We start from the raw sequence: 24614 nt of genomic DNA on the forward strand, positions 1-24614 counted from the left end.
TACGCATCGGCGCGGCCGGGCCGTGCTTGGTCCGGCACCGATCCCGGAAGGGGGAGGGATCAGCGTGCGAACGCACTAGTCCCGCTTTGGTTCGCTCCGCCGATGAGTCCTGAAACCTCGCGTTGATGCCCGGTTCCCTTCGCTCCATTCCGGATGGATCGAAGGGGTCGGGGGACATATGGACACGGTCGACCTGCTCGTCCGCGAGGGGATGCTGTTCGCCGCGATCGGCCTGCTGGTCGGCGGGATCGACGATCTGGCGGTCGACCTCCTCTATTGGTTGCGCCGGGCCGGAGGGCGGCACCGGGACGGGTCGATGACCGTCGCGGCACTGCCGCCCGTCGCCGTTCCCGGTCATCTGGTCGTCTTCGTACCCGCTTGGGACGAGGAGCCGGTGATCGCCGCGATGCTCGGCAACGCGCTCGCCCGGTACGACCATGCCGATTTCGCCATCCATGTCGGCCTCTATCCCAACGACCCCGCGACGATCGCCGCGGCCCGGTCGGTGGCCGATCGCGACCCCCGGGTTCGGCTGGTGGTCGGCGATCGACCGGGCCCGACGACCAAGGCCGATTGCCTGAATACGCTGTGGCGCGATCTCGTTGCGCTGGGCCGGCCGGCCAAGGCGGTTATCCTCCACGATGCCGAGGATGTGGTCCACACCGACGAACTGCGGGTGTTCGATTCGCTGATCGATCGGCACGCCGTGGTGCAGTTGCCGGTGCTTCCCCTGATCACGCCCGGATCGTGGGTCGGCGCCAGCTATGCCGACGACTTCGCGCAGGCGCATACCAACCACCTGATCGTCCGCACCGCGATGGGGGCGGGCATGCCACTCGCCGGTACCGGCTGCGCGATCGCCACGACCACGCTCGCGCGCCTGGCGGCGGCCGGTGGCGGCAGCCCGTTCGATCCCGACAGCCTGGTCGAGGATTACGAACTCGGCCTCCGCATCGCGACGCTGGATCGCAGCGCGCTGTTCGCCCGCGTGACCGACCGGTCCGGCCGCCTCGTCGCGGTACGCGCCTGTTTCCCCGACACGCTGGATGCCGCCGTGCGCCAGAAAGCACGCTGGATCACCGGCATCGCGCTGGCCGGCTGGGACCGGACGGGCTGGGGCCGGCCGATGGCCCTTGTCGAGAACTGGTGGCGAGCACGCGACCGGCGGACGCCGCTGGCGATGCTGGTTCTGGCAATCGCTTATGCAGCACTGCCGTCATGGCTGGCGATGACCGTCGCCCGGCGGTGGAACGACAGCGCGATCGTGCCGCTATCACCGCTGCTGATCGGCCTGCTGCAGGTCAACGGGGCATTGCTCGCCTGGCGGCTGGCGATGCGCGCGATCTTCACCGGCGCGGTCTATGGCTGGCGCCAGGGTCTGTGGTCGATACCGCGGATGATGGTCGGCAACGTCATCGCCATGCTCGCCTCCGCGCGCGCCGTGCGCCGCTATGTCGGCCTGCTGCGCGGCACGCCGCTTGCCTGGGACAAGACCGTGCACCGCTTTCCGGACGCGCACGCGTGATCGGCCGGCCGCTCCGCTTCATGGCGATGACGACGGGGGGCTGGACCGCGGCGCGGCTGGCGGTGATGTGGCCGACGATCGACTCGGTGCCGGCGCTGCTCCGCGCCATCGCCCCGCCCGTCGCCGCCGCAACCGCCTTCTATGCAGAGGCGCCTGCCCCGCCCGCCCCGCCGGCCGTGTCGCCGCGCCCCGTCGCGCCGATCGCCATCCTCCCTCCCCCCGTGCCGCCCGCGCCGACAGCGGTCTTCGTTCCCGCACCAGCGCCGGCCGATGTGCCGCCGCCGGTCGCACCGTCGGCCTCGCCGCCGCTTCTCCGTCCGCCCTTTCTCGGCCGGACGGGCGACACGAGTCGGTGGTCGGCCAGCATCTGGGCGGTCGCGCGAACCGGCCAAGCCGAGCCGCGCCCGGGCAACCAGCTCGGCGGTTCACAGGCCGGCGTCCGCGTCACCTGGCTGCTCGATCGACGGCGGCGGCTGGCCGTGTCGGCACGCCTCTCATCCCCGCTGGCGGGCCGCGGTCAGGAGGTGGCGGCCGGTCTCGACTGGCAGCCAGCCCCCGCTCCCGTCCACCTCATCGTCGAGCGGCGCATCGCCATCGACGGCGGACGCGGCGGCACGGCGGCGTTGGTCGTCGCCGGGCTCGACCCCCGCCCCCTGCCGCTCGGCTTCTCCATCGAGGCCTATGGGCAGGCGGGGGTGGTCGCGCGCGACCGGGTCGACGGTTTCGCCGACGGTGCTGTCCGCGTCTCGCGGCCGATCCTCCGCCGCGGCGGGCTCGTCCTGGACCTGGGCATCGGCGGCTGGGCGGGAGCGCAGCGCGATGCCGCGCGGGTGGATATCGGCCCCACGATCGCGCTCACCGCCCCGATCGCCGACCGTCGCATCCGCCTGACGCTCGACTGGCGCCAGCGAATCGCGGGTGGTGCACGACCCGGATCGGGCCCGGCGCTGACGATCGGCACCGACCTGTAACGCGGCCGGACAACCGAAACCTGCGGTGAACGGAGCGATCAAGAATCATTCAAGTCATTCGACTTATGGATGATCGTGCGCGTTTTTTCTTCACCTTCACGCGCACCACCTTCGGCCCGGCGGCGCGATCCGCCGGGCCGGTTTTTTCCGCGGCCGATTGGCCTCAGCGGCAATGCCGCCTAGGACGACGCACGTGGATCTGTACCTCCCGGTCGCGAACCTGTCGGTCAACGCGTTGGTGATCGTGCTGCTGGGCGGCGGGGTCGGGCTGCTGTCGGGCATGTTCGGCGTCGGCGGCGGATTCCTGACGACGCCGCTGCTGATCGTGTACGGCATCCCGCCGACCGTTGCCGCCGCCTCGTCCGCCAGTCAGGTCACCGGCGCCAGCGTCTCGGGCGTGTTCGCGCACGTCCGTCGCGGCGGGGTGGATTTCAAGATGGGCGGCGTGCTGGTGGCGGGCGGCGTGCTCGGCACTTTCGCCGGCGCATGGGTCTTCCGCCTGCTCCAGGCGCTCGGCCAGATCGATACGGTCATCGCGATCGTCTATGTCGTCATGCTCGGCTCGATCGGCGGGCTGATGGCGCGCGAGGCATTGTCGGCGATCGTCCGCACCCGCCGCGGCCAGCCGCCCCGCGCGCGTAAGCGTCGCCACCATCCGCTCGTCGCCGCCCTCCCCTTCCGCACGCGGTTCTACGCGTCCGGCCTCTATATCTCGCCCCTGGCACCCTTGCTGCTGGGGTTCGCCACCGGGGTGCTGACGATGCTGCTCGGCATCGGCGGCGGGTTCATCCTGGTGCCCGCCATGATCTACCTGATCGGCATGGCCACCGGCGTCGTCGTCGGGACCAGCCTGTTCCAGACGCTGTTCGTCACCGCCGTCGCCACCATGGTCCACGCCACCACCACCCATGCCGTCGACATCGTGCTGGCGGGATTGCTGCTGGTCGGCTCGGTGACGGGCGCGCAGGTCGGTGCACGGCTGGCGAACCGCATCCGCCCCGAATATCTCCGGCTCGCGCTTGCGCTGATGGTGCTGGCGGTCGGCGTGCGCATCCTGCTGGGCCTGGTCTGGCGGCCGGAGGAACTCTTCTCGGTCGCCGTCGCATGACCGGGCGATCCGCCAGGACGATCGCCGCCGTGGCGCTCGCCCTCGCCGCTCCGCTGGCGATGGGACAGACCAAGCCGGTACTCGTCCCCGACGTGTCGCAGCGCGCGATCGAGATCGCGTACAGCTTTACCGGCGCCGACCTGCTGCTGTTCGGCGCGATCCTCTATCCCGGCGGCCGGGTGCCCGCGGGCGAGAAGCCGGCCGACATCGTCGTCGTGGTCAAGGGCCCCACCCAGTCGATCCTGCTGCGCGAGAAGGAGAAGGTCGCCGGCATCTGGGTCAACGCCGCCAGCGCACGCTACCGGTCCGCCCCGTCCTTCTACGCGATCGCCTCCTCCCGCCCGATCGCCGATATCGTCGATGAACGCGCCCGCGCGATCTACGAACTCGGCCTCGACAGCCTGCAACTGTCGCCCGTGTCGACCGCACCGGCCGATGTGCAGCAGCGCTTCGGCCGTGGCCTCGTCGACCTGAAGAGCCGCGCGGGCCTCTATATCGAAAATCCGCGCGCCGTGGAGATCACCGACAGCGTACTCTACCGCGCCCGCGTCACCATTCCGGCGCGTGTGCCGGTGGGACGCTTTACTGCCGAGACCTTTTTGATCCGCGACGGCCGCGTCCTGGCGGCGGCGGTGCGCGACATCGACATCCGCAAATCGGGGTTCGAACGCTTCGTCGCCCGCGCAGCCGAGCGGTCGGGCCCCGTCTACGGCCTCGCCGCGGTCGTCCTGTCGGTCGGGCTCGGCTGGATCGCCGGGGCGGTCGCGCGCCGCCTCTGACGCGCACCTCGCGCGTGCGGCCTGCTTCGCTACGCTATCTTTACCGATCGGCGGCTACGCGTCTGCAATCGATAGTGACAGAGAGTAGCGCGTGCGATGAGCCAGATGTTCGGATCGGAAGCGTTCGTCGGCGCAACCCCGCTGACCACGCATGCGCCGATCGGCTGCGTGCTGGCGATCGCCGGCTCGTCCAGCCGGGTTCTGCTCGATCGCGCCGCGGTGGAGGCGGTCGCCGCGGATCCCGATCCCGTCGCCGCGGCGGCGGGCCAGGTCGGCAGCCAGGTCAAGATGCGCATCGGCAGCACCTGGCTGGTCGCCAACATCCGGTCGCTGAAGCTGGAGGATGCCGCCGGCACCCTCGTCTCGGCGGAGGTCGATTTCCTGGGCGAGGGCGATGAGGAGCGGCTGACCGGCAAGCTCTACGGCTTCCGTCGCGGCGTGACACGCTATCCGATGCCCGGCTGCGAGCTGTTCCCGATGACCACCACCGACCTGCGCCAGGTCTATGCGGCGGCGGATCGCCCGCATGTCGAGATCGGCACCGTCTATCCCACGCCCGATATCCGCGCCGCCCTTCACATCGATGCGCTCCTCGGCAAGCATTTCGCGCTGGTCGGCTCGACCGGCACCGGCAAGTCGACCGCGGCGGCGCTGATCCTGCACCGCATCTGCGACATGGCGCCGCAGGGCCATATCGTCATGATCGATCCGCACGGCGAATATGCCGCCGCCTTTCGCAGCAACGGCGCGATCTACGACGTGTCGAATCTGCAGATGCCGTACTGGCTGATGAATTTCGAGGAACATTGCGAAGTGTTCCTGACCGGCGCCGGCTCGCAGCGTCAGGTCGATGCCGACGTCCTCGCCAAATGCCTGCTCGCCGCCAAGAGCAAGAGCCGGCTGGGTCAGGAGATCGCCAAGCTGACGGTCGACGCGCCGGTGCCGTATCTGCTGTCCGACCTGACCGGCATCATCACGACCGAGATGGGCAAGCTCGACCGCGCCGGCGATACCTCGCCGTTCCTGCGGCTGAAGACCAAGATCGACGAGATCAAGTCGGACCCGCGCTACAGCTTCATGTTCTCCGGCATGCTCGTCGCCGACACCATGGCCGATTTCCTCTCGCGGATCTTCCGCATGGGTGGCGACGGCAAGCCGATCTCGATCGTCGACGTCTCGGGCGTGCCCTCCGACATCACCTCGGTTGTGGTCGCGGTGCTCAGCCGCATGACGTTCGACTATGCGATCTGGTCGCGCAACGAGCCGCAGCGGCCCATCCTCTTGGTCTGCGAGGAAGCACACCGCTACATCCCCGCCGGCCGCGAGACCGACAATTCGGTCGGCCGCATCCTGGGCCGCATCGCCAAGGAGGGACGCAAATACGGCGTGTCGCTGGGCCTGATCACCCAGCGTCCGTCCGATCTGGCCGAAGGCGTGCTGTCGCAGTGCGGCACGATCATCGCGATGCGCCTGAACAACGATCGCGACCAGGCCTTCGTCAAGGCGGCGATGCCGGAGGGCGCACGCGGCTTCCTCGATTCGATCCCGGCACTGCGCAACCGCGAATGCATCATCTGCGGCGAAGGCGTGTCGATCCCGATCCGCGTCGCCTTCGACCCGCTCGAGGAAAGCCGCCGCCCCGCCTCCGACGATCCGCTCTTCTCGCAACTGTGGCGCGAAGCCGGCGGCGAGGACGGCATCCTCGACCGCACGATCAAGCGCTGGCGGTCACAGGGGCGGTAGGGCCTCGCTTCGACCCGTCATCTCCGCGCAGGCGGGGGCCATTCGACCCGTCATCCCCGCGAAGGCGGGGATCCAGACGCGCTGACGCCGATGCTCGACCGCTTCGTCAGCGCGTCTGGATGCTAGCCTGCGCGAACCTCGGCAATACTGTTCCGTCATCTCGGCGCACGCCGGGTCCCGTCTCTCCGCGAGGCCCAGGCCGTCGATGTCCCGTGTCCATGGATCGCGGCGTCCGCCGGGATGACGGGTTAGAGTGGGCGGAACTGTACCCGCCGCGCGCCCTATCGCCCGACCTTCACCGCCGTCAGCTCCGCCACCTTGCGCTTGAACGCTGCCAGGTTGCTGCCCGACAAGCGGGCCACGCTGGCGAACGAGATCGAACGCGGGTTGATCGAGCGACCGTTCCGCCAGACCTCCCAGTGCAGGTGCGGGCCGGTCGACATGCCGGTCGACCCGACATAGCCGATCACCTGCCCCTGCCGCACGCTTTGCCCGCCGCGCACCGCGATTCGGCTCATATGGCCGTACCCGCTCGCCAGCCCGCCGGCGTGGTTCAGCTTGACGAAATTGCCATAGCCGGCGTTGCGTCCGGCACTCGCGACCACGCCGTCGCGCGCCGCCAGGATCGGCCGGCCATAGGGGGCGGCGATGTCCATCCCCTTGTGCATCCGCATGAAGCCCAGCAGCGGGTGCATCCGCATCCCGAAGTTCGAGGTGACGCGCCCGGCCACCGGCATGCCCATGTTGCCGCGCCGCTCGACCTGCCCGGCGGCGTCGAACCAGTCGGCCTCCCGCTCGCCGGCCGCGGTCCAGTGGAGCAGGCGCAGCTTGCGGCGGCCCTGGTCCAGCCCGGCATACATCAGGTTGCCCAGCCGCACCTCGCCGGTCGCGGCGCGATCCTGCTCGATCACCATGTCGAACGTGTCGGCCGACGACACGTCGCGGCCGATCGACAGCCGCGTCGCGACCGCCTTGATATAGGATTCGACCGCCCGCGCCGGCGCACCGGCCGCCCGGGCGGAACGGTACAGGCTGGATCCGACCAGCCCCTGCAGGCGCAGCGGCGTATGGTCGACCGCGATCGGCTTGCGCTCCAGCGACAGCGATCCGTCGGCCGCACGGGCCACCGACACCGCCAGGTCGAACCGGGCACGCAGCGACAGCTGCTCCAGCGGGCGCGGCATCGACCGGCTGGCACGGCGCCCCAGCGTCATCGCGATGCGCGTGCCCGACGGGATGTCGCCCAGCGTCGCCGCCCCGCCGACCAGCCTCGCCGCCGCCGCCGCATCGGTGCGCCCCACGCCCGCCCGCTCCAGCGCGCGGGTGAAGCTGTCGCCGTCGCCCAGCGTCGCGGTCAGCTCGATCAGCGGCCGCTCCGGCGCCTCGGCCAGCGGACGGACGAGGTCGGTCGCGGCCATCCGCCGTCCCGTGCCCGCGCCCAGCCCCAGCGGCGCCACGCCCTGTGCCCGTGCCTCTTCCCACTCGCCGCCGGCCAGCGGTGCGGGGACGTCGCCCACTAGCGGCCGGTTCAGTCCGGGTGTCAGCGCGATCGTCGCGGCGCACAGTGCGGTGCAGGTCGCCAGGCCCCGCCACCAGTCGCGGCTGCCGATCTGCGTGCCCAGGTCGGGCACCCAGTCGATCTGCGCGGCGCGGGCGCGCCAGTCGTCGCGGACCGGAAAGCTCGCCAGACGGCCCATCCGGCGCTGGCTGGTGCCGCCGGCGAATTCCAGACCCTGGTCGGTTTTCAGAAACAAAGGGCGACGCTCTCGTTGCTATGCGGTGCCGCCGTTCCCCCCGGCGTGCCCGGACGTTGTGGAGCGTACGTCCTAAAGTCAAATTAACCGCCGCATCCGAGCCCGTCGGCTGCGACGAGCGGTGGCGGCCTCGCGGCGGAGTGCCGCGACCGTCATTCAAGTCATTGCGCCGGCGCGCCGAAGCCACGATGTTACGGCGATGACCAGCCGCGTATCCGGCACCGTGACCGCCGTTCTGGGGCCCACCAACACGGGCAAGACGCACCTGGCGGTCGAGCGGATGTGCGCGCATTCCAGCGGCATCATCGGCTTCCCCCTCCGCCTGCTCGCGCGGGAGGTGTACGACCGGGTCGTCGCGATCAAGGGCGCCAACCGGGTGGCGCTGGTCACCGGCGAGGAGAAGATCGTCCCGCCCGACGCGCGCTGGTTCCTCTGCACCGCCGAATCGATGCCGCAGCAGGAGGCGGCCTTCGTCGCGCTGGACGAGGCGCAGCTGGGCGCCGATCAGGAGCGCGGCCACGTGTTCACCGACCGGCTGCTCCGCGTGCGCGGTCGCGAGGAGACGATGATCCTGGGGTCGGAGGCGCTGCGCCCGATGATCCGCGATCTCGTGCCCGAGGCGGAGATCGTCGGCCGGCCGCGTTTCTCGACGCTCAGCTATGTCGGCGCGAAGAAGATCAGCCGCCTGCCCAAACGCTCCGCCATCGTCGCGTTCAGCGCCGAAGAGGTGTATGCGGTGGCCGAGATGCTGCGCCGCCTGCGCGGCGGCGCGGCGGTGGTGATGGGCGCGCTCAGCCCCCGCACCCGCAACGCGCAGGTCGCCATGTTCCAGGCGGGCGAGGTCGATTACCTCGTCGCCACCGATGCGATCGGCATGGGCCTGAACATGGATGTCGCGCACGTCGCCTTCGCCGGCCTGCACAAGTTCGACGGCCGCCGCCAGCGCCGCCTGACCGTGGCGGAGATGGCGCAGATCGCCGGACGCGCCGGCCGCCACCAGCGCGACGGCACCTTCGGCGCGCTGGTCGAGGAGGGGCCGGGCGCCTTCCTGCCCGAGGAGGTGCTGGCGATCGAGGAGCATCGCTTCCCCCGCCTCGACCATCTGTTCTGGCGCGACGGCGATCCCGACCTGTCGAGCGTCGACGCGCTGATCGCCTCGCTCGAGCGTCCGCCTCCGGCCGGCGTACTGCGCGCCGCGCCGCAATCGATCGACCTCGCCGTCCTGAAGCGGCTGGCCGACGAATCCTGGGTCCGCGATCGCACCCGCCGGCCGTCGATGGTCGCACGGCTGTGGGCGGCGTGCGGCGTTCCGGATTTCCGCAAGCTCGGCCTCGATCCCCATACCCGCTTCGTCGAGCGGCTGTTCCGCCATCTGTCGGAGGGGAACGGCCACATCCCGCACCCGTGGTTCGCCGACGAGATCGCCCGGCTCGACACCATCGCCGGCGATGTCGAGACGCTGGCCGGCCGCCTCGCCGCGATCCGCAGCTGGGCCTATATCGCCCAGCGCGCCAACTGGCTGGCCGACCCGCTCCACTGGGCCGACCGGACCCGCGCGATCGAGGAGCGGCTGTCCGACGGCCTCCACGCCAGCCTGACCCAGCGCTTCGTCGACAAGCGCACGACCGCCCTGATCCGCCGCATCGGCGCGGATGCCGGCGCGTTGCCCGTCGTCGTCGGGCCGGAGGGGGAGGTGACGGTGGAGGATCATCCGATCGGCCGCCTCGACGGCTTCCGCTTCTCGGTCGAGCCGGGCGCGCGCGCGGGCGACAAGCGCATGCTGCTCGCCGCCGCCGAGAAGCGCCTCGGCACCGAACGCGCGCGCCGTGCCGCCACGCTGGTGGAGGCGGACGATACCGCCTTCGCGCTGGTCGACGGCAGCATCGAATGGGCCGGCCACCGCGTCGCCCGGCTCGCGCCCGGCTCCGCGCTCGCCCGCCCGCGCATCGTGCCGGAACGCGATCTCGACTGCCTCGATCCGCCCACCCGCAACCGCGTCGCCGACCGGCTGTCCCGCTGGCTGGCATCGTCGGTCCTGCGCCAGGCGCCGGTGCTCGCCGCCCTCGCCGATGCCGCGCGCGATCCGGCCGCCACGCCAGCCTTCCGTGCGGTCGCCGCCGCGCTCGAACTGGCGGGCGGCATCGCGCCGCGCCTGCCGCTGCGCGCCTCGCTCGACCTGTTGCAGCAGGACGAGCGCCGCCGCCTGCGCCGGATCGGCATCACCGTCGGCGCGCTCGACCTGTTCGACCCGCGCCTGCTGAAACCCGCCGCCGCCACCCTCCGCCGTGCGCTGATGGCGGTACGCGGCCCCGCGCCGGACATGCCGCGCGAGGGCGCGACGGTCCTCCCGCGCGGCGCACCCGGCGCCGTCGTCGCCGCCGGCTTCCGCCCGCTCGGGCTGCAGGCGGTTCGCGTCGACCTGGTCGAACGGATCGCCCGCGCCGCGCATGACTCGCGTCAGGGCCGCACGCCGTTCGCACCCGATCCGGCGCTCGCGACCTCGATGGGGCTGGAGCCGCCGACGCTGGCGCGGTTGATGGCGGAACTTGGCTTCCAGACGGCGAAGGGTGACGAGGTCCGCTGGATCTGGCGCGGCCGTCCCCCGGCGCAGCGTTTGCCCGCACGCCCCGCCGCGGCCTCCGACAACGCCTTTGCCGGCCTGTCCGCGCTACTGGGACACGGCTGAGCGATGGGCGACGACTCGATGCGGCTCGATCGCTTCCTGTGGTGGACGCGCCTCGCCCGGACCCGCACCGCCGCGCAGGCGCTGGCCGAGGAGGGGCGGCTGCGCCTCGACGGGCGGCTGGTCGATCGCGCGCACGCGCCGGTCCGCCTCGGCAACATCCTGACCTTCTGCGCCGTCGGCGGCCGGGTCCGCGTGCTGAGGGTGGAGGCACTGCCCCGCCGCCGCGGTCCGCCCGCGGAGGCACAACAATGCTATATCGACCTGCAAGCTGCTAACGTGTCGCAGCAAGGCGAGCTTGATTGACGACACCCCCCGCGGCGCATAGCAGCGCGCGGATTAAAGTCCGGAGCCTGATATGACCTACGTCGTCACCGACGCGTGCATCCGCTGCAAGTACATGGACTGTGTCGAGGTGTGCCCGGTCGACTGTTTCTACGAGGGCGAGAACATGCTCGTCATCAATCCGTCGGAATGCATCGACTGCGGCGTGTGCGAGCCCGAATGCCCGGCCGAGGCGATCCTGCCCGATACCGAGAACGGGCTGGAGAAGTGGCTGGAGCTGAACACCACCTTCTCCGCCCAGTGGCCCAACGTCACCCGCAAGCTCGACCAGACCCCGCCCGATGCCGACGCGATGAAGGGCGTGGAGGGCAAGTACGACCAGTATTTCTCGCCGGAGCCCGGCGCGGGCGACTGATCTTCGCCGTCGCGACGTCGCGCCGGACGCGATCCGGGGTGACGACAGTGGGCGGGTGATCGTCGCGTTGATCCCGCCGCTGGCAATTTTGTTGCGAACGTGTTAAACGGTCGACCGACGGGGACAGTTCGATGTCACCCGCCTGTTCGCACTCCTGTACCCGATCCGCCGGCCCCTTTACGCGTCGGGCAGATCGGCGTTCCGATGAAAGGCCCATACATGGCTGCCAAGGCGCTGTTCTTCGACGTCGGCGATTATGTTGTCTATCCCAAGCACGGCGTCGGCCGCGTGATCGAACTGCAGAAGCAGGAGATCGCGGGTGCCAGCCTCGAGCTGTACGTCCTCCGTTTCGAAAAGGAGCGCATGACGCTCCGCGTTCCGACCAACAAGGCGGAAAGCGTCGGCATGCGCAAGCTGTCCTCGGACAAGACGATGCGCGAGGCGATGGACACGCTGAAGGGCAAACCCAAGGTGAAGCGGACCATGTGGTCGCGCCGCGCCCAGGAATATGAGGCGAAGATCAACTCCGGCGACCTGGTGTCGATCGCGGAAGTGACGCGCGACCTGTTCCGCGCCGACGACCAGCCCGAGCAGAGCTATTCCGAGCGCCAGATCTTCGAGGCTGCGTGCAGCCGCCTCGCGCGCGAGCTGGCCGCGATGGAAGAGATCGACGAGCCCCGCGCGCAGGAGAAGATCCTCGAGATCCTCCGCGCCGCCGCGGCGATCTACAACAAGGACAAGCCGGCCGCCTGATCGGGCGACCAGCGTTCACGACTAGGGGCGGTCCGGCGACGGGCCGCCCTTTTTCGTTGCGCCGCTCCGTCCCATGTGTATCATACGGACAACACACGACTGGAGGAAACCATGATCCGCCGCCATTCCGCTCCGTTGCTGCTCGCCCTGCTCGCGATCCCGGTCGCCGCCTGCTCGATGCCGTGGAACGACGACGATCAGGGCGTTGCCGCGCAGGGCTCGGGTGGCCAGCGCACCTATGCCGTCGACGGGTTCGAGCGGGTGTCGCTGGGCGGGGCCGGCGATGTCGAGGTGCGGGTCGGCCCTGCATGGTCAGTGACGGCGACCGGCGATCCCGCCATTCTCGACAAGATCCTCGTCGAGCGCGACGGCAAGTCGCTGAAACTGTCGCGTCGCAAGGGAGTGAACTGGTCTCGCGGCGAGAAGGTCCGCTTCCTCGTCACCATGCCGCGGATCACCGGTGCCGATATCGGCGGATCGGGCACGGTCCGGGTCGATCGCGTCCCCGGCGGCTCGTTCGACGGCAACATCGGCGGATCCGGCACGCTCGACGTCCGCGGACTGGCGGTCGACAAGGCGGAATTCTCGATCGGCGGCTCGGGGACCGTCGAGGCGGCGGGCACCGCCCGCTCGCTGGAGGTCTCGATCGGCGGTTCGGGCACGATCCACGCCCGGCCGCTGCGCGCGGAGACCGGCGAGATCACCATCGCCGGCGCCGGCAATATCCAGGCGGAAATCACCCGCACCGCAGAGGTCACGATCATGGGATCGGGCAATGTCGACATCACCGGCGGCGCCAAATGCTCGGTGACCAAGATGGGTGCCGGCAAGGTCAATTGCGGCTGACCCCCGCAAGACACGGCCCGATACCGTCTTGATCGAACGAGCGTTGAACCCGACGAACAGCAGCAACGTGATGTAGTCGCGTTGCCGTGCGGGGCTCGACCATCCCGGCGAAGGCTTAACCACCCCGGCGAAGGCCGGGGTCCAGTCGGGATACGGCAGCGAAGCGCGTTACGCCCGTTCGTAACACCGATCTCGGCGGCCCCGCCCTTCGCCGGGTCGGGGAAGCGCGCTCCCCTTTCGGCAATCCTGCCCGACACTACCCCTTGCCCTGGCGTCCACCCGCAGCGACACTCGCCCGATGCGCACGCCACTCCTCGCCGTCCTCCTGTTCTCCGCCTCGCCCGTCGCGGCCGCGGAGCGACCCGTCGCCGTGTCCAGCTTCGACCGCGTCCGTGTGGAGGCCCCGATCACCGTCCGCATCGTCACCGGCACCTCGCCTGCCGCGCGGATCAGCGGCAGCGATGCCGCGATCGAGGGGATCGAGGTGCGGCAGAGCGGCACCGCGATCTCGATCCGCCGCCGCACCGACCAGTGGCAGGAACGGCCCACCGTCGCCGATCCGCGGCCCGTCACCGTCACGCTCACCACCGCCTCGCTGTCGACGATTACGCTGACCGGGGCCGGCGACGTCGCGGTCGACCGGATGAAGGGCCAGCGCGTCGACCTGATGGTGGCCGGCGCCGGCCGCGTCGCCGTGGGGATGGTGGACGCGGATCAGGCGACCGCCATGGTGGTCGGCGGCGGCACCGTCGCGGTCGCCGGTGGCCGTGCGCGGATCGCCCGGCTGACGACCAACGGTGCGGGCTCGATCGATGCCGCCGGCCTCGACGCGGGCGACCTGACCGTCCGGCTCGAAGGCACCGGCGATATCGGCGGCCGCGCCCGCTTCACCGCCGCCGTCACCAGCAACGGCACCGGCACCGTCAGCATCGGCGGCACGCCCAGATGCCAGGTCCGCCCCGGTGCGACCGGGCCCATCGTCTGCGGCCGACCGCAGTAATCGCCATCATCGCTCAGATCAGCGCCAGCTCCGCCAGCCGCCCGATCAGCGCGGGCGGCATCGCCGCCAGCCCGCTCGCTTCCTCGCCGCTCAGATCCAGCGGCGCGTCGGCCGCCTCCAGATAGCGCCAGCCCTGGTGCGCCCGCTTCGGTCGGGCCTGCACCAGCACCAGTCCGGGCGCCAGGTGGATCGACACCCGGCCACCCTCCGCCTCGCCGAAGCGCAGGATTGGCGATCGCGCGACCAGCTGGTGCTTGATGATCCAGAACAGCGATCCCCCCTCGCCCACCGGGCCCGCCACCTCTTCGTGCCGCTTGGGCAGGTAGCGGGTGGTCAGGAACAGCTCTCCCGCTGCGGCACGCGCCGCCAGCCGCTCGTCCAGATGCTCGACGCTCGTCGCGCCGAACGCCACTTTGGTCAGGTGAAGCGCCATGCGCTCCCGATGTGGGTCAGCCGCCCAACCCCCACAAGGTCGCGAGCCCCAGGAACGACAGGAACCCCATGCAATCGGTGCACATCGTCACGAACACCGACGACGACACCGCCGGGTCGATATCGAACCGGTCCAGCGTGATCGGCACCACCACCCCCGCCATCCCCGCGACCAGGTTGTTGATCAGCAGCGCCAGCCCGAACACCGTCGCCAGCGCGGTGTTGCCCGACCACAGATAGCATCCCGCCCCGACGATCAGGCCCAGCGCCATGCCGTTGCTGCCGGCGATGCGCAGCTCGCGCACGATCATCCGCACCGTGTTCGAACTGGTCAGCTGGTTGGTTGCCAGCGCGCGCACCACCACCGCCAGTGTCTGGGTGCCGGCATTGCCCCCCATCCCGCTGACGATCCCCATCAGCTGCGCCAGTACCGCGAACCGCGCGATGCGGTCGTCAAACAGGCCGACGACGGTCGCCGCCAGCATCGCGGTGGGCAGGTTGACCAGCAACCACATCAGCCGCGTGCGCACCGTCAGCCGGATCGGCTCGTTGATGTCGCCCTCGCCCGCGCCCGACAGCCGCAGGACGTCCTCGCCCGCCTCCTGCTGGATGATGTGGACGATGTCGTCGACGGTGATCATGCCGACCAGCCGCCCGGACCAGTCGGTGACCGCGGCGGAGATCAGCGCGTATTTCTGGAAACGGAGCGCGACCTCCTCCTGGTCCATGTCGACCGGGATCAGCGTCTGCTCGCGGCTCATCACGTCGGCGATCGGTACCCAGCGCGGGGTGCGCAGGATCCACGACAGCGCGCAGGTGCCGACCGGCTTGTGCTGCGGATCGACGACGAAGACTTCCCAGAAATCGGTGGTCAGCTCCTCGTGCCCGCGCAGATAGGTGATGACGTCGCCGACCGTCCAGTGCTCCGGCACCGCGATCAGCTCGCGCTGCATCAGGCGCCCGGCGGACTCCTCGGGATAGGACAGCGCCTCCTCGATCGCGGCGCGGTCGTCGGGGTCCAGTGCGCGCAGCACCTCGCGCTGGTCCTCGGGCTCAAGGTCCTCGATGATCGCGACCGCGTCGTCGGTGTCCAGCTCGGCCGCCAGGTCGGCGACCTCGGTCGGCGTCAGGGCGTCGATCAGGTCCTCGCGGACGTAATCGTTCATTTCCGCGAACACGTCGGCGTCCAGCAGGTCGGCGACCGCGTGGGCCAGCCCCGCGCGCTGCTCGTGCGGGGTCAGCTCGAACAGGTCGGCGACGTCGGCGGGGTGCAGCGGCTCGACCAGCGCGCGCGCCTCGTCGGTCTGCCCCGCCTCCACCGCATCGAGCACGGCGCGGACGAATTCGGGGCGCAGCCGGTCGTCCTCGTCCAGCTCGTCCAGTTCGACGGTATCCGCGTCGGGAAGCTCGCTGTCGCTCATCGCCGCCTCCCTGTTGCTTGCGTCAGCGCGCTACTACCGCGCCGCAACCCGATTTGCCAGCAGCGGAGTGGCTCCCTATCTGCCGGCGATCATTGACGGAGAACATCATGGCCGACACCCCCGAAACGCTGACCCTGACCCTCGACGGCGGCGACGTCACGATCAAGCTGCGTCCCGATCTGGCGCCCGAGCACGTCAAGCGCGTGGCGGAGCTGGCGAATGACGGATTCTACGACGGCGTCGTCTTCCACCGCGTCATCCCCGGCTTCATGGCGCAGGGCGGCGATCCGACCGGCACCGGCATGCACGGCTCCGACAAGCCCAATCTGAAGCAGGAATTCTCCAAGGAGCCGCACGTCCGCGGCGTCTGCTCGATGGCGCGCACCAACGATCCGAACTCGGCCAATTCGCAGTTCTTCATCTGCTTCGACGATGCCCGCTTCCTCGACGGTCAGTACACCGTCTGGGGCCAGGTCACCGACGGCATGGACCTGATCGACGCCCTGCCCAAGGGCGAGCCCCCGCGTGAGCCGGGCAAGATCGTGAAGGCCCACGCGGCGTAAGCGTCGGTCCCTCCCGGTGGCGGACGCTCCGTTCGCCACCGGGCATCGGGTGTATCGCTCGGGGGAAGAGAAGAGTGTTGGTTCGCGCGGAGGCGCGGAGAATGCGTCTGTGGTGATGTCCCGAGCCGCCGGCGGCGGCTCAGATATTGGCGACGTAAAGGGATGAGTGTCTCGCCGGCGCGAGACGGGACCTCCTCGATCCTTCTTCTCCGCGCCTCCGCGCCTCCGCGCGAACCAACCTTCTCCTTTCTCTTCGCTCCCTATTCCTCGCCGGCCAGCGTCCCGAACAACCAGTCGTGGAACAGCCGCACCGGCCGTGACAGCATCGCGCGCGGACGGCAGACGAACCAGTGGCTGTACGGGCTCACCACCTCGATATCCGGGAACAGCCGCACCAGACGGGGGTCGTTGGCGTGGTTGAAGTGGCTGGCGTGCATGAACGCGATGCCCAGCCCCTGCGCCGCCGCCTCCAGCATCAGGCCGCCGGCGTCGAAATAGTCGACCGCCAGCGGCTTCAGCGGCCCGACGCCCGCCGCCTCGCTCCATGCCGCGATCGTGTCGGGCATTTCGCGGTGGAGCAGCGCCGTCTGCCCGGCCAGCTGCGCCGGGCTGGTGATCGGCCGCGGCCCCTCGACCAGCGCACGCGCACCGATCACATAGACCGAGTTGGTGTCGAACCGCTTCGAATAGAGTGCGGGATCGATGTCGCGGGCCAGCGCGATCACCGCGTCCAGCCCCTCGCCCAGCCGCGCGATGCCGTGGCCGGCGGTATCGATGTCCAGATGAAGTTCGGGATGCGTCCGGCGCAGGTCGCCCAGATGGGGAAACAGCCGCTGCGCCGCGAACAGCGGCAGCACGCCCAGTCGCAGCCGCAGCAGTTCCTTCCCCGCCGTCATTTCCTCGACCGCGTTCGACAGCTGGTCCAGCACGGGGGCGATCTGCGCCAGCAGCTTCTCGCCATCCTCGTTCAGCACCATCGCCTGGTGGCGACGCGCGAACAGCGGGCGGGCGATGAACCGCTCCAGCGACTGCACACGCCGCGACAGCGCGGGCGCCGACAGCGCCAGCTCCTCGGCCGCAGCCTTGATCGAGCCGAGTCGCGCGACCTGCACGAACGCCTCGATCGCGCCCAGGGGGGAAGCCTCCGCATCTCTCCTCACTTCACCGGACCTGACCGGCAACGATTGTTGTGAGCGCAATCATAACCAACCATTTCGCACTTGCAACATGAACCGTCGCACCGCAAAAAGACGGTGCCTTTCAGGCATCCTCTCCTAAAAACTTCATGGGTTGGTTCCTTCGGGCGCCAGCCCTTTTTTTCGTCGCGACAGTCGCTACCTCCCGCACGCCACCGCCGGAACCCGTCATCGGTCTCGCGCGCTTCCCGGCAGGAGAGGACGAACGATGGCCGATGCCGAAAACCAGCCTGCCGATGCCGGCGTGCGCAAGATCCAGGTGGCGAACAGCCGGCCGGAGGATTCCGGCCGCGGCCTGGCGCATCTGCCGCGCACCTTGATGGCGGCGCTGGGCATCGGCGAGGGCGACGTGATCGAGATCGTCGGCAAACAGTCGACGCCGGCCCGCGCCGTCGGCCCGTATCCCGAGGACGAGGGACTGGAACTGCTCCGCATCGACGGGCTGCAGCGGGCGAACGCCGGCGTCGGTTCGGGCGATTTCGTCGAGGTGCGGCGCGCCGAGTCGCGCCCTGCCACCCGCGTCGTCTTCGCGCCCGCGCAGCAGAACCTGCGCCTGCAGGGATCGTCGGTCGCGTTGAAGCGCACTTTCCTCGGCCGCCCGTTCTGCCAGGGCGACGTCGTCGCCACCGCCGGGCACCAGCGCGTCGCCGACATGCCGCAGACGGTGCAGCGCTTCATGAACGCGCCCGCCTATGCCCTGCAGGAGATCCGCCTCCAGGTAGTCTCCGCCAGTCCCAAGGGCATCGTCCATATCGACGAAAATACCGAGATCGAGCTGCGCCCTGAATATGAGGAGGCGCGCGACGCCCGCCGGGCCGATGTCACCTATGACGATATCGGCGGCATGGCGGCGACGATCGACAATCTGCGCGAGATGGTCGAACTGCCGCTTCGCTATCCCGAGCTGTTCCAGCGGCTGGGCGTCGATCCGCCCAAGGGCGTGCTGCTCCACGGGCCGCCCGGCACCGGCAAGACCCGGCTGGCCCGCGCCGTCGCCAACGAATCGGATGCCTCCTTCTTCCTCGTCAACGGGCCCGAGATCCTCGGCTCCGCTTATGGCGAGTCCGAAGGCAAGCTGCGCGAGATCTTTGAGGAGGCGTCGAAGTCCGCCCCGTCGATCGTCTTCATCGACGAGATCGATTCGATCGCGCCCAAACGCGGCCAGGTCCAGGGAGAGGCGGAGAAGCGCCTCGTCGCCCAGCTGCTGACGCTGATGGACGGGTTGGAGGCGCGCGCGAACCTCGTTGTCATCGCCGCCACCAACCGGCCCGAGGCGCTGGATGAGGCGTTGCGCCGGCCCGGCCGCTTCGATCGCGAGATCGTCGTCGGCGTGCCCGACGAACGCGGCCGTCGCGAGATCCTGGGCATCCACACCCGCGGCATGCCGCTGGGCGACAAGGTCGATCTCGCCGAACTGGCGCGGACCACCTACGGCTTCGTCGGTGCCGACCTCGCCGCGCTGGCGCGGGAGGCCGCGATCGAGGCGGTGCGCCGCATCATGCCCCGGCTGAACCTCGAGGAGCGGACGATCCCGCCCGAGGTGCTCGACAACCTGTCGGTCACGCGGGAGGATTTCCTGGGGGCGCTGAAGCGCGTCCAGCCCAGCGCCATGCGCGAGGTGATGGTGCAGGCGCCCAGTGTGCGCTGGGAGGATGTCGGCGGTCTCGACGATGCGCAGATGCGCCTGAAGGAAGGGGTCGAGCTGCCGCTGAAGAACCCCGACGCCTTTCGCCGACTCGGCATCCGGCCGGCCAAGGGCTTCCTGCTCTATGGCCCGCCTGGCACCGGCAAGACCCTGCTGGCGAAGGCCGTCGCGCGCGAGGCGGAGGCGAACTTCATCGCCACCAAATCGTCCGACCTGCTGTCGAAATGGTATGGCGAGAGCGAGCAGCAGATCGCCCGCCTTTTCCAGCGCGCCCGTCAGGTCGCACCGTGCGTCGTCTTCATCGACGAACTCGATTCGCTGGTGCCGGCCCGTGGCGGCGGCGCGGGCGAGCCGCAGGTGACCGAGCGGATCGTCAACACCATCCTCGCCGAGATGGACGGGCTGGAGGAGTTGCAGGCGGTGGTCGTCATCGGCGCCACCAACCGCCCCAACCTCGTCGATCCCGCGCTGTTGCGGCCGGGCCGCTTCGACGAGCTGGTCTATGTCGGCGTCCCCACCCAGGCCGGGCGACGCCGCATCCTCCAGATCCAGACGCAGAAGATGCCGCTCGCTGATGACGTCGACCTCGACGAGGTCGCACGCCGCACCGATCGCTACACCGGCGCCGATCTGGAAGACGTGGTGCGCCGCGCCGGCCTGATCGCGCTACGCCGCTCCCTGACCGCGAAGGAAGTGTTCCAGAGCGACTTCGAGGCCTCCCTGACCGACAGCCGCGCCAGCGTCACGCCGGAAATGGAGCGCGATTACGAACAGATGGCCGCCCGCCTGAAACAGGATGCCGCGGCGATCCAGCCGATCGGCTTCGCCTTCCCCGCCAAACCGGAGTGACACGCCACCCCTGACGCTTGCGGCAGCGCCAATTCAGCTCCCCTCCCGCTTGCGGGAGGGGTTGGGGGAGGGAAGTGCCTCAACCGCACCCTCAACGACAAATCTCCCGAAAAGCGCGAGAAACTAGACTGGATTTCGACAGATCTGGTCCCCCGTCCAGCGGGATCCCGGATCAAGTCCGGGATGACGATTGTATAAAGCTGATCGACAGCGACTCTAGAAACCCCCACCCCGCTCCCAGCCGTAACTCCGCGTCACCGTCCCCACCGCGACCTCATACGCGTCATACCACACCGCCCGCCCCCGCTCGCGGATCGCGCGATGGTCGGCATCGGCCCGCCATGCCAGCGCCGCCGCCTCGTCCGCCCACCAGCTGATCGTGATGCCCAGCCCGTCGGCACCCCGCGCGCTGTCCATTCCGCGATACCCCGGTTGTCCCGCCGCCCTTGCCTCCATCGCCGCCGCCGCGGCGGCATAGCCCTCCGGATCGGCGCCCGACCGTTGCGACACGAAGATGACGGCGATCTGTCCGGCCCTGCTCCCCTGTTCCATGTCCTACACCCCCCTGTCGGGTGTATCGTTCCGCCATGCCGATCTGTCGACCCGACCTGCGCACGCCCGCATGCTTGAGACAGCATGGCTGTCTAAACTTACGAATGTTGAGGCGGTCGGGCCCGATGCGGTGCCCCCGGCCTAGATCGCTGCATTCGTGGCGCATTTCCACGGCCGTGAATGTTGAGACGCCGGCGCCGGTCGCGCAGGACCCGCAACTTCCTCAACATTCGCGGCCTCGCCGGCGGCGATCCGCACCGGACGCCGGGCGTGCGACGGGATGAAACTCGCCGGCTTGCAACACGTTCGGCACCTGTGCGACGGAGAGGAAGACCTCGCCGCTCGTGTGGGGACCACGACCGACAGGACCGTACATGGCCACTTCGACCTCCGCTGCCCGCCGCGTGCGCCGCCCCGCCGGCATTCCTTCCCCGGCGCAGATGTTTTTTCAGGGCTTCCTCAAACACCCGGTGATGGTGGGATCGATCATCCCCTCCTCCGACAAGCTCATCCGCCGGATGCTCGGCCGGGTCGACTGGGATGCGTGCAAGCTGTTCGTCGAATATGGTCCCGGGGTCGGCACCTTCTGCCGTCCGATTCTCGAGCGGATGGCGCCCGATGCGACGCTGATCGCGATCGACACCAATGCCGACTTCATCCGCTATCTGGATGCCACGATCGTCGATTCCCGCTTCCAGGCGGTTCAGGGGTCGGCTGCGGACGTGTCGTCGATCATCGCCGAACGCGGCTTCGACGCGGCCGACTATATCCTGTCCGGCCTGCCCTTCTCCACCCTGCCGCCCGGCGTTGGCCCGGCCATCGCGGCCGCGACGCACGACACGCTGCGCCCCGGCGGTGCGTTCCTGGTCTATCAGTTCAGCCCCAAGGTGAAGGATTTCCTCGATCCGCACTGGCAGCGCATCGATCACGACATGGAATGGTGGAACGTGCCGCCTGCCCAGCTCTACTGGGCGTGGAAGGACTGATCGCACCGATTACGTAGTGTTCCGATTACCTGCGGGCCGGAAAGTCCCTATCTATCCGTGCGTTGCCGCCTTGGCTGGTGGGCGGGCAAATGGATGGAGGCAAGTGTGCCGCACTATCACTTTCACGTGCAGGATGGCGGTCTGTCCCTCGAACCGGACGGCATGCTCCTGACCGATGCGCACGAAGCGCGGACCCAGGCCGTTCGCTTCGCGGCCGATCTGCTTCGCGACGAGCCGCCGGGTCTGTGGGCCGACGGGCGATGGTCGATGACCGTCACCGACGAGCGGGAACTGCCGCTCTTCAGCCTGACGATGATCGCCACCACCGCGCCCGACGCCTATTCGTCGATCCCGAAATTCAATCCGCGCGACACGCTGGGATCGACGAACGCCAGCAAGACATAGGCGCCGAACTGCTTCACCCGCTGCAACCATCCCGTCCGCGCCTTGTACACCGGCCAGGTGATCGCCTCCGACCGCGCGACCTCTCCATCGACGTAGCGGCGGACATGGTCGGCGAACGCCGCGTCCTCGATCCGCAGCATCAACTCCAGGTTGATGAACAGGCTGCGCACGTCGAAGTTCGCCGACCCGATATGGACGGCATTGTCGACGACATATAATTTGGTGTGCAGTTTCGTCGGCTGATACTCGAAGACCTGCACGCCCCGTCGCAACAGCCCCGCATAGGTGAAGCGTGCCGCGGCGATGGTGGCGTTGTTGTCCGATTTGGACGCGGTGACGATCCTCACCTGCTTGCTCGACCGCCCCGCCCGCTCGATCCGGCGGAGGAGTAGCGGGCTGGGCGTGAAATAGCCGGCAATGATGTCGATGCATCGCCCCCGCTTCAGGTCGCTGCGGAGCGTCCGCGCCCATGGCGACAGCTTGCGCGTCGGCCCGCCGATCAGCCAGCGCAGCCGTCCCTGCCGTTCGCTGTATTTCGCCAGCGCACGATTCAGCGGGCGTACCTTCGGCCGGGGATTCTCCACCGCCGCCTTCAGTTCGTCGAAATACTCCTCCATCCGCGCCGCCGCCGGCCCTTCGATCAGGAGGCCCAGGTCGCGCCACGCCTGCTCGGCTGCCGTACCGAAATAATCGTCCTCGACGTTGAAGCCGCCGATGATGATTCTCGGCATCGGATCCTCCGCATCGGCCAGCGCCAGCTTCTGGTGATTGCGCAACAGATACCGTCGCCCGAATCGTGCCGAAAACCGGCATAGGTCCACGCCCGCCGCCTTCAGGGGGTCGAAGAAGTCGCCGGGAGTATCGTCGCTGCCGAACCCGTCGATCACCAGAGCGACCGACACGCCCCGCCGCGCCGCTGCCGCCAGCGCCTCGTTCACCCGGCGCCCCGTGCGATCGTCGGCATAGATATAATACAGGATGCGGAGCGATCGCTGCGCGCCATCGATCAGTGCGATCAACGCATCCAGACGCCGCGGACCGGTGTCGAGCAGCGTCAGCCGGTTGCCGTCGACCGTAAAGGCAGGTTGCTCGGCGCCATCGTCCGTTGCGAGTGTCGGCGGCGTGGCCGTCATGCTGGCTGGTTCGATCGTCATGCGCGAACACTACGCACCGATCGGCAGGAATGCTCCCGCCCCGTCCGGACGAGCCGCTCGATCGATCGAAACCTTGCTTTTTCCACCGTTCTGGCCTAGTGGAGGCGCTTCCCTACAAGTGCAGGTTAAGGACACGGCATGGCACGCGTCACCGTCGAAGATTGCGTCGACAAGGTTTCGAACCGCTTCGACCTCGTACTGTTCGCGGCTCAACGCGCACGCCAGATCTCCGGCGGCGCCGATCTGACCATCGATCGCGATCGTGACAAGAACCCGGTCGTCGCCCTACGCGAGATCGCCGAGGAGACGGTGCGTCCGAATCACCTTGAGGAAGCCGTCGTCTCCAGCCTGCAGCGCGTCCAGATCGACGACGAGGACGAGGTCGATGCCGTCGGCTCGCTGTCCGCGTCGGCAGAAGCGCTGCGACTCACCGCCGCCGCACCGCCGCGGAACCAGAATCTCGGCGCCGATTACGACGGCTGATCGCTGCCATCGAACTGCTCGCTGCCATGGAATGGCCGATCGGGGGCCGCGGAACGATCCGCGGCCCCTTTTTCGTTTGCAGAGGACACGCATTTAGTCATGTCAGTGCGCGTAAATGAACACAGGCTGTCCCTTTTTTGATCACTCGGCCAATGCGCCGATCTTCCAGACCTGAGTATTAGGGATCTACACAACTGGCATGACATCGATAAAGCTAGTTTTTCACAATAAGATTACGATTATTTCGTAAGTAAACTTACCTACTTATCGAATCCAACGAATTGCCGCAAAGACACTCCTGCGTTCTTGGCCGGGTGCATCCCAGCACATCGGTAAGAGGGGTAAGGAGCAACACCATGAAGAAGACTATTTTCGTACTGTCGTGTGCCGCTGCGATGACTGCCAGCCCGGCTTTCGCCGCAACCTCGATCCTGAGCTCGGATGCCGGCACTTCGGCCAACTACGGCGCACCTGCCGGCTCGACCACGGTCGTCAACTTCAACTCGAGCGACACGGCGGCGGGCTTCGTCGCCAGCACCACCGGCACGAACGTCGGCAGGTTCACGGGCACCGTGTTCAACTCAAACAACAGCGGCAACGATTACTACCGTCCCGAGCCGACTGACAACACTGCCTATTACGGCGTCGGCCGCGCCAGCACCTTCCAGCTGCTCGGCACCGTCGCCCAGGCGAGCGTCAGCGTTTTCGTCGGCTCGCTGGACGCGTACAACGTCATCACGCTGCTTGATGCGACGGGCATGACTATCGGCAATTACACCGGCACCCAGATCGCCGGTTTCGTTCCGCCGTTCCCGGGCACCACGGAGCCTTCGAGCAACCGCCGCGTGACCTTCGGCGCCGACGGCAACACCCCGATCTATGGTATCCGTTTCAGCAACAGCGACAATCGGGGTTCGTTCGAGTTCGACAACGTCGCCTTCACGGCCGCCGTGCCCGAGCCCGCCACCTGGGCGATGATGATGCTGGGCTTCGCCATGGTCGGCGCCGCAGCGCGCTACCGTCGTCGCTCGACCAACGTTCGTTTCGCCTAATAGCGAGCGAAAAG

22 protein-coding genes and 1 pseudogene are annotated in these 24614 nt (G+C 68.9%); 17 read left to right on the forward strand and 6 right to left on the reverse strand.

Features of this window, described 5'->3' with window-relative positions:
- Positions 1 to 178: 178 nt before the first annotated feature.
- From ABC319_RS10185 to ABC319_RS10205, 5 genes are all read left to right on the forward strand, one after another.
- Positions 179 to 1525, forward strand: coding sequence for a glycosyl transferase family protein (locus ABC319_RS10185; RefSeq protein WP_413070114.1), 1347 nt, complete (start codon positions 179 to 181; stop codon positions 1523 to 1525).
- Positions 1522 to 2496 (forward strand): hypothetical protein, encoded by a 975-nt coding sequence (locus ABC319_RS10190; RefSeq protein ID WP_413070115.1) that lies wholly within the window; start codon positions 1522 to 1524, stop codon positions 2494 to 2496. The genes ABC319_RS10185 and ABC319_RS10190 overlap by 4 nt, the downstream gene beginning before the upstream one ends.
- Before the next feature lie 193 nt (positions 2497 to 2689).
- Positions 2690 to 3604 (forward strand): sulfite exporter TauE/SafE family protein, encoded by a 915-nt coding sequence (locus ABC319_RS10195; RefSeq protein ID WP_413070116.1) that lies wholly within the window; start codon positions 2690 to 2692, stop codon positions 3602 to 3604.
- A complete protein-coding gene (locus ABC319_RS10200) occupies positions 3601 to 4383 on the forward strand; it encodes a TIGR02186 family protein (RefSeq protein ID WP_413070117.1) in 783 nt (260 codons plus the stop codon). The genes ABC319_RS10195 and ABC319_RS10200 overlap by 4 nt, the downstream gene beginning before the upstream one ends.
- A gap of 96 nt (positions 4384 to 4479) precedes the next feature.
- Positions 4480 to 6126, forward strand: coding sequence for an ATP-binding protein (locus ABC319_RS10205; protein WP_413070118.1), 1647 nt, complete (start codon positions 4480 to 4482; stop codon positions 6124 to 6126).
- A gap of 281 nt (positions 6127 to 6407) precedes the next feature.
- Here ABC319_RS10205 and ABC319_RS10210 read toward each other — a convergent pair whose 3' ends face one another.
- Positions 6408 to 7880: a M23 family metallopeptidase gene (locus tag ABC319_RS10210; protein WP_413070119.1), complete on the reverse strand. Its 1473-nt coding sequence runs from the start codon at positions 7878 to 7880 to the stop codon at positions 6408 to 6410.
- A 199-nt stretch (positions 7881 to 8079) separates the two neighbouring features.
- Here ABC319_RS10210 and ABC319_RS10215 point away from each other — a divergent pair, with 199 nt between their 5' ends.
- The 6 genes from ABC319_RS10215 to ABC319_RS10240 all read left to right on the forward strand — a co-directional run bounded on the left by ABC319_RS10215 (position 8080) and on the right by ABC319_RS10240 (position 13862).
- On the forward strand, positions 8080 to 10566 hold the full coding sequence (locus ABC319_RS10215) for a helicase-related protein (protein ID WP_413070120.1): 2487 nt from the start codon (positions 8080 to 8082) through the stop codon (positions 10564 to 10566).
- Positions 10567 to 10569: 3 nt separating this feature from the next.
- Complete coding sequence (locus ABC319_RS10220; RefSeq protein WP_413070121.1) at positions 10570 to 10869, forward strand: RNA-binding S4 domain-containing protein; 300 nt, start codon at positions 10570 to 10572, stop codon at positions 10867 to 10869.
- 52 nt (positions 10870 to 10921) lie between these two features.
- Positions 10922 to 11263, forward strand: a complete 342-nt coding sequence (gene fdxA / locus ABC319_RS10225) for a ferredoxin FdxA (protein WP_413070122.1) — start codon at positions 10922 to 10924, stop codon at positions 11261 to 11263.
- A 219-nt stretch (positions 11264 to 11482) separates the two neighbouring features.
- The gene (locus tag ABC319_RS10230) at positions 11483 to 12016 is read left to right on the forward strand and encodes a CarD family transcriptional regulator (RefSeq protein WP_305174344.1); all 534 of its coding nucleotides are present in this window, start codon (positions 11483 to 11485) and stop codon (positions 12014 to 12016) included.
- 111 nt (positions 12017 to 12127) lie between these two features.
- The gene (locus tag ABC319_RS10235) at positions 12128 to 12862 is read left to right on the forward strand and encodes a head GIN domain-containing protein (RefSeq protein ID WP_413070123.1); all 735 of its coding nucleotides are present in this window, start codon (positions 12128 to 12130) and stop codon (positions 12860 to 12862) included.
- A gap of 298 nt (positions 12863 to 13160) precedes the next feature.
- Positions 13161 to 13862, forward strand: a complete 702-nt coding sequence (locus ABC319_RS10240; protein ID WP_413070124.1) for a GIN domain-containing protein — start codon at positions 13161 to 13163, stop codon at positions 13860 to 13862.
- Between the two features lie 13 nt (positions 13863 to 13875).
- Here the strand turns inward: ABC319_RS10240 and ABC319_RS10245 are convergent, their stop codons facing one another.
- Together ABC319_RS10245 and mgtE are read right to left on the reverse strand one after the other, a co-directional pair.
- The gene (locus tag ABC319_RS10245) at positions 13876 to 14295 is read right to left on the reverse strand and encodes a DUF1489 family protein (RefSeq protein ID WP_413070125.1); all 420 of its coding nucleotides are present in this window, start codon (positions 14293 to 14295) and stop codon (positions 13876 to 13878) included.
- A 16-nt stretch (positions 14296 to 14311) separates the two neighbouring features.
- A complete protein-coding gene (gene mgtE, locus ABC319_RS10250; protein ID WP_413070126.1) occupies positions 14312 to 15715 on the reverse strand; it encodes a magnesium transporter in 1404 nt (467 codons plus the stop codon).
- 107 nt (positions 15716 to 15822) lie between these two features.
- Between mgtE and ABC319_RS10255 the strand changes: the two genes are divergently transcribed.
- Positions 15823 to 16278 carry a peptidylprolyl isomerase gene (locus ABC319_RS10255; protein WP_413070127.1) on the forward strand — a complete coding sequence of 152 codons (456 nt, stop codon included), beginning with the start codon at positions 15823 to 15825 and terminating at the stop codon, positions 16276 to 16278.
- A gap of 260 nt (positions 16279 to 16538) precedes the next feature.
- Here ABC319_RS10255 and ABC319_RS10260 read toward each other — a convergent pair.
- A pseudogene (locus tag ABC319_RS10260) lies at positions 16539 to 17428 on the reverse strand (LysR substrate-binding domain-containing protein).
- Positions 17429 to 17682: 254 nt separating this feature from the next.
- Between ABC319_RS10260 and ABC319_RS10265 the strand changes: the two are divergent.
- Positions 17683 to 19968 (forward strand): CDC48 family AAA ATPase, encoded by a 2286-nt coding sequence (locus ABC319_RS10265; RefSeq protein ID WP_413070128.1) that lies wholly within the window; start codon positions 17683 to 17685, stop codon positions 19966 to 19968.
- Positions 19969 to 20184: 216 nt separating this feature from the next.
- Here ABC319_RS10265 and ABC319_RS10270 read toward each other — a convergent pair whose 3' ends face one another.
- Complete coding sequence (locus tag ABC319_RS10270; protein ID WP_413070129.1) at positions 20185 to 20520, reverse strand: antibiotic biosynthesis monooxygenase family protein; 336 nt, start codon at positions 20518 to 20520, stop codon at positions 20185 to 20187.
- A 374-nt stretch (positions 20521 to 20894) separates the two neighbouring features.
- Here ABC319_RS10270 and ABC319_RS10275 point away from each other — a divergent pair, with 374 nt between their 5' ends.
- The gene (locus ABC319_RS10275) at positions 20895 to 21506 is read left to right on the forward strand and encodes a class I SAM-dependent methyltransferase (RefSeq protein ID WP_413070130.1); all 612 of its coding nucleotides are present in this window, start codon (positions 20895 to 20897) and stop codon (positions 21504 to 21506) included.
- Between the two features lie 105 nt (positions 21507 to 21611).
- Complete coding sequence (locus ABC319_RS10280; RefSeq protein WP_413070131.1) at positions 21612 to 21911, forward strand: DUF6894 family protein; 300 nt, start codon at positions 21612 to 21614, stop codon at positions 21909 to 21911.
- Here ABC319_RS10280 and ABC319_RS10285 read toward each other — a convergent pair.
- Entirely contained in the window at positions 21845 to 23065 is a 1221-nt protein-coding gene (locus ABC319_RS10285) for a phospholipase D-like domain-containing protein (protein ID WP_413070132.1), read from the reverse strand. The genes ABC319_RS10280 and ABC319_RS10285 overlap by 67 nt on opposite strands.
- Before the next feature lie 138 nt (positions 23066 to 23203).
- On the opposite strand from ABC319_RS10285, the gene rpoZ reads away from it, so the two are divergent.
- Together rpoZ and ABC319_RS10295 are read left to right on the forward strand one after the other, a co-directional pair.
- The gene (gene rpoZ / locus ABC319_RS10290; protein ID WP_413070133.1) at positions 23204 to 23548 is read left to right on the forward strand and encodes a DNA-directed RNA polymerase subunit omega; all 345 of its coding nucleotides are present in this window, start codon (positions 23204 to 23206) and stop codon (positions 23546 to 23548) included.
- Between the two features lie 356 nt (positions 23549 to 23904).
- A complete protein-coding gene (locus ABC319_RS10295) occupies positions 23905 to 24600 on the forward strand; it encodes an Npun_F0296 family exosortase-dependent surface protein (protein WP_413070134.1) in 696 nt (231 codons plus the stop codon).
- Positions 24601 to 24614: the final 14 nt, after the last annotated feature.

This window comes from Sphingomonas phoenicis (assembly GCF_047238005.1).
Classification (GTDB): domain Bacteria; phylum Pseudomonadota; class Alphaproteobacteria; order Sphingomonadales; family Sphingomonadaceae; genus Sphingomonas.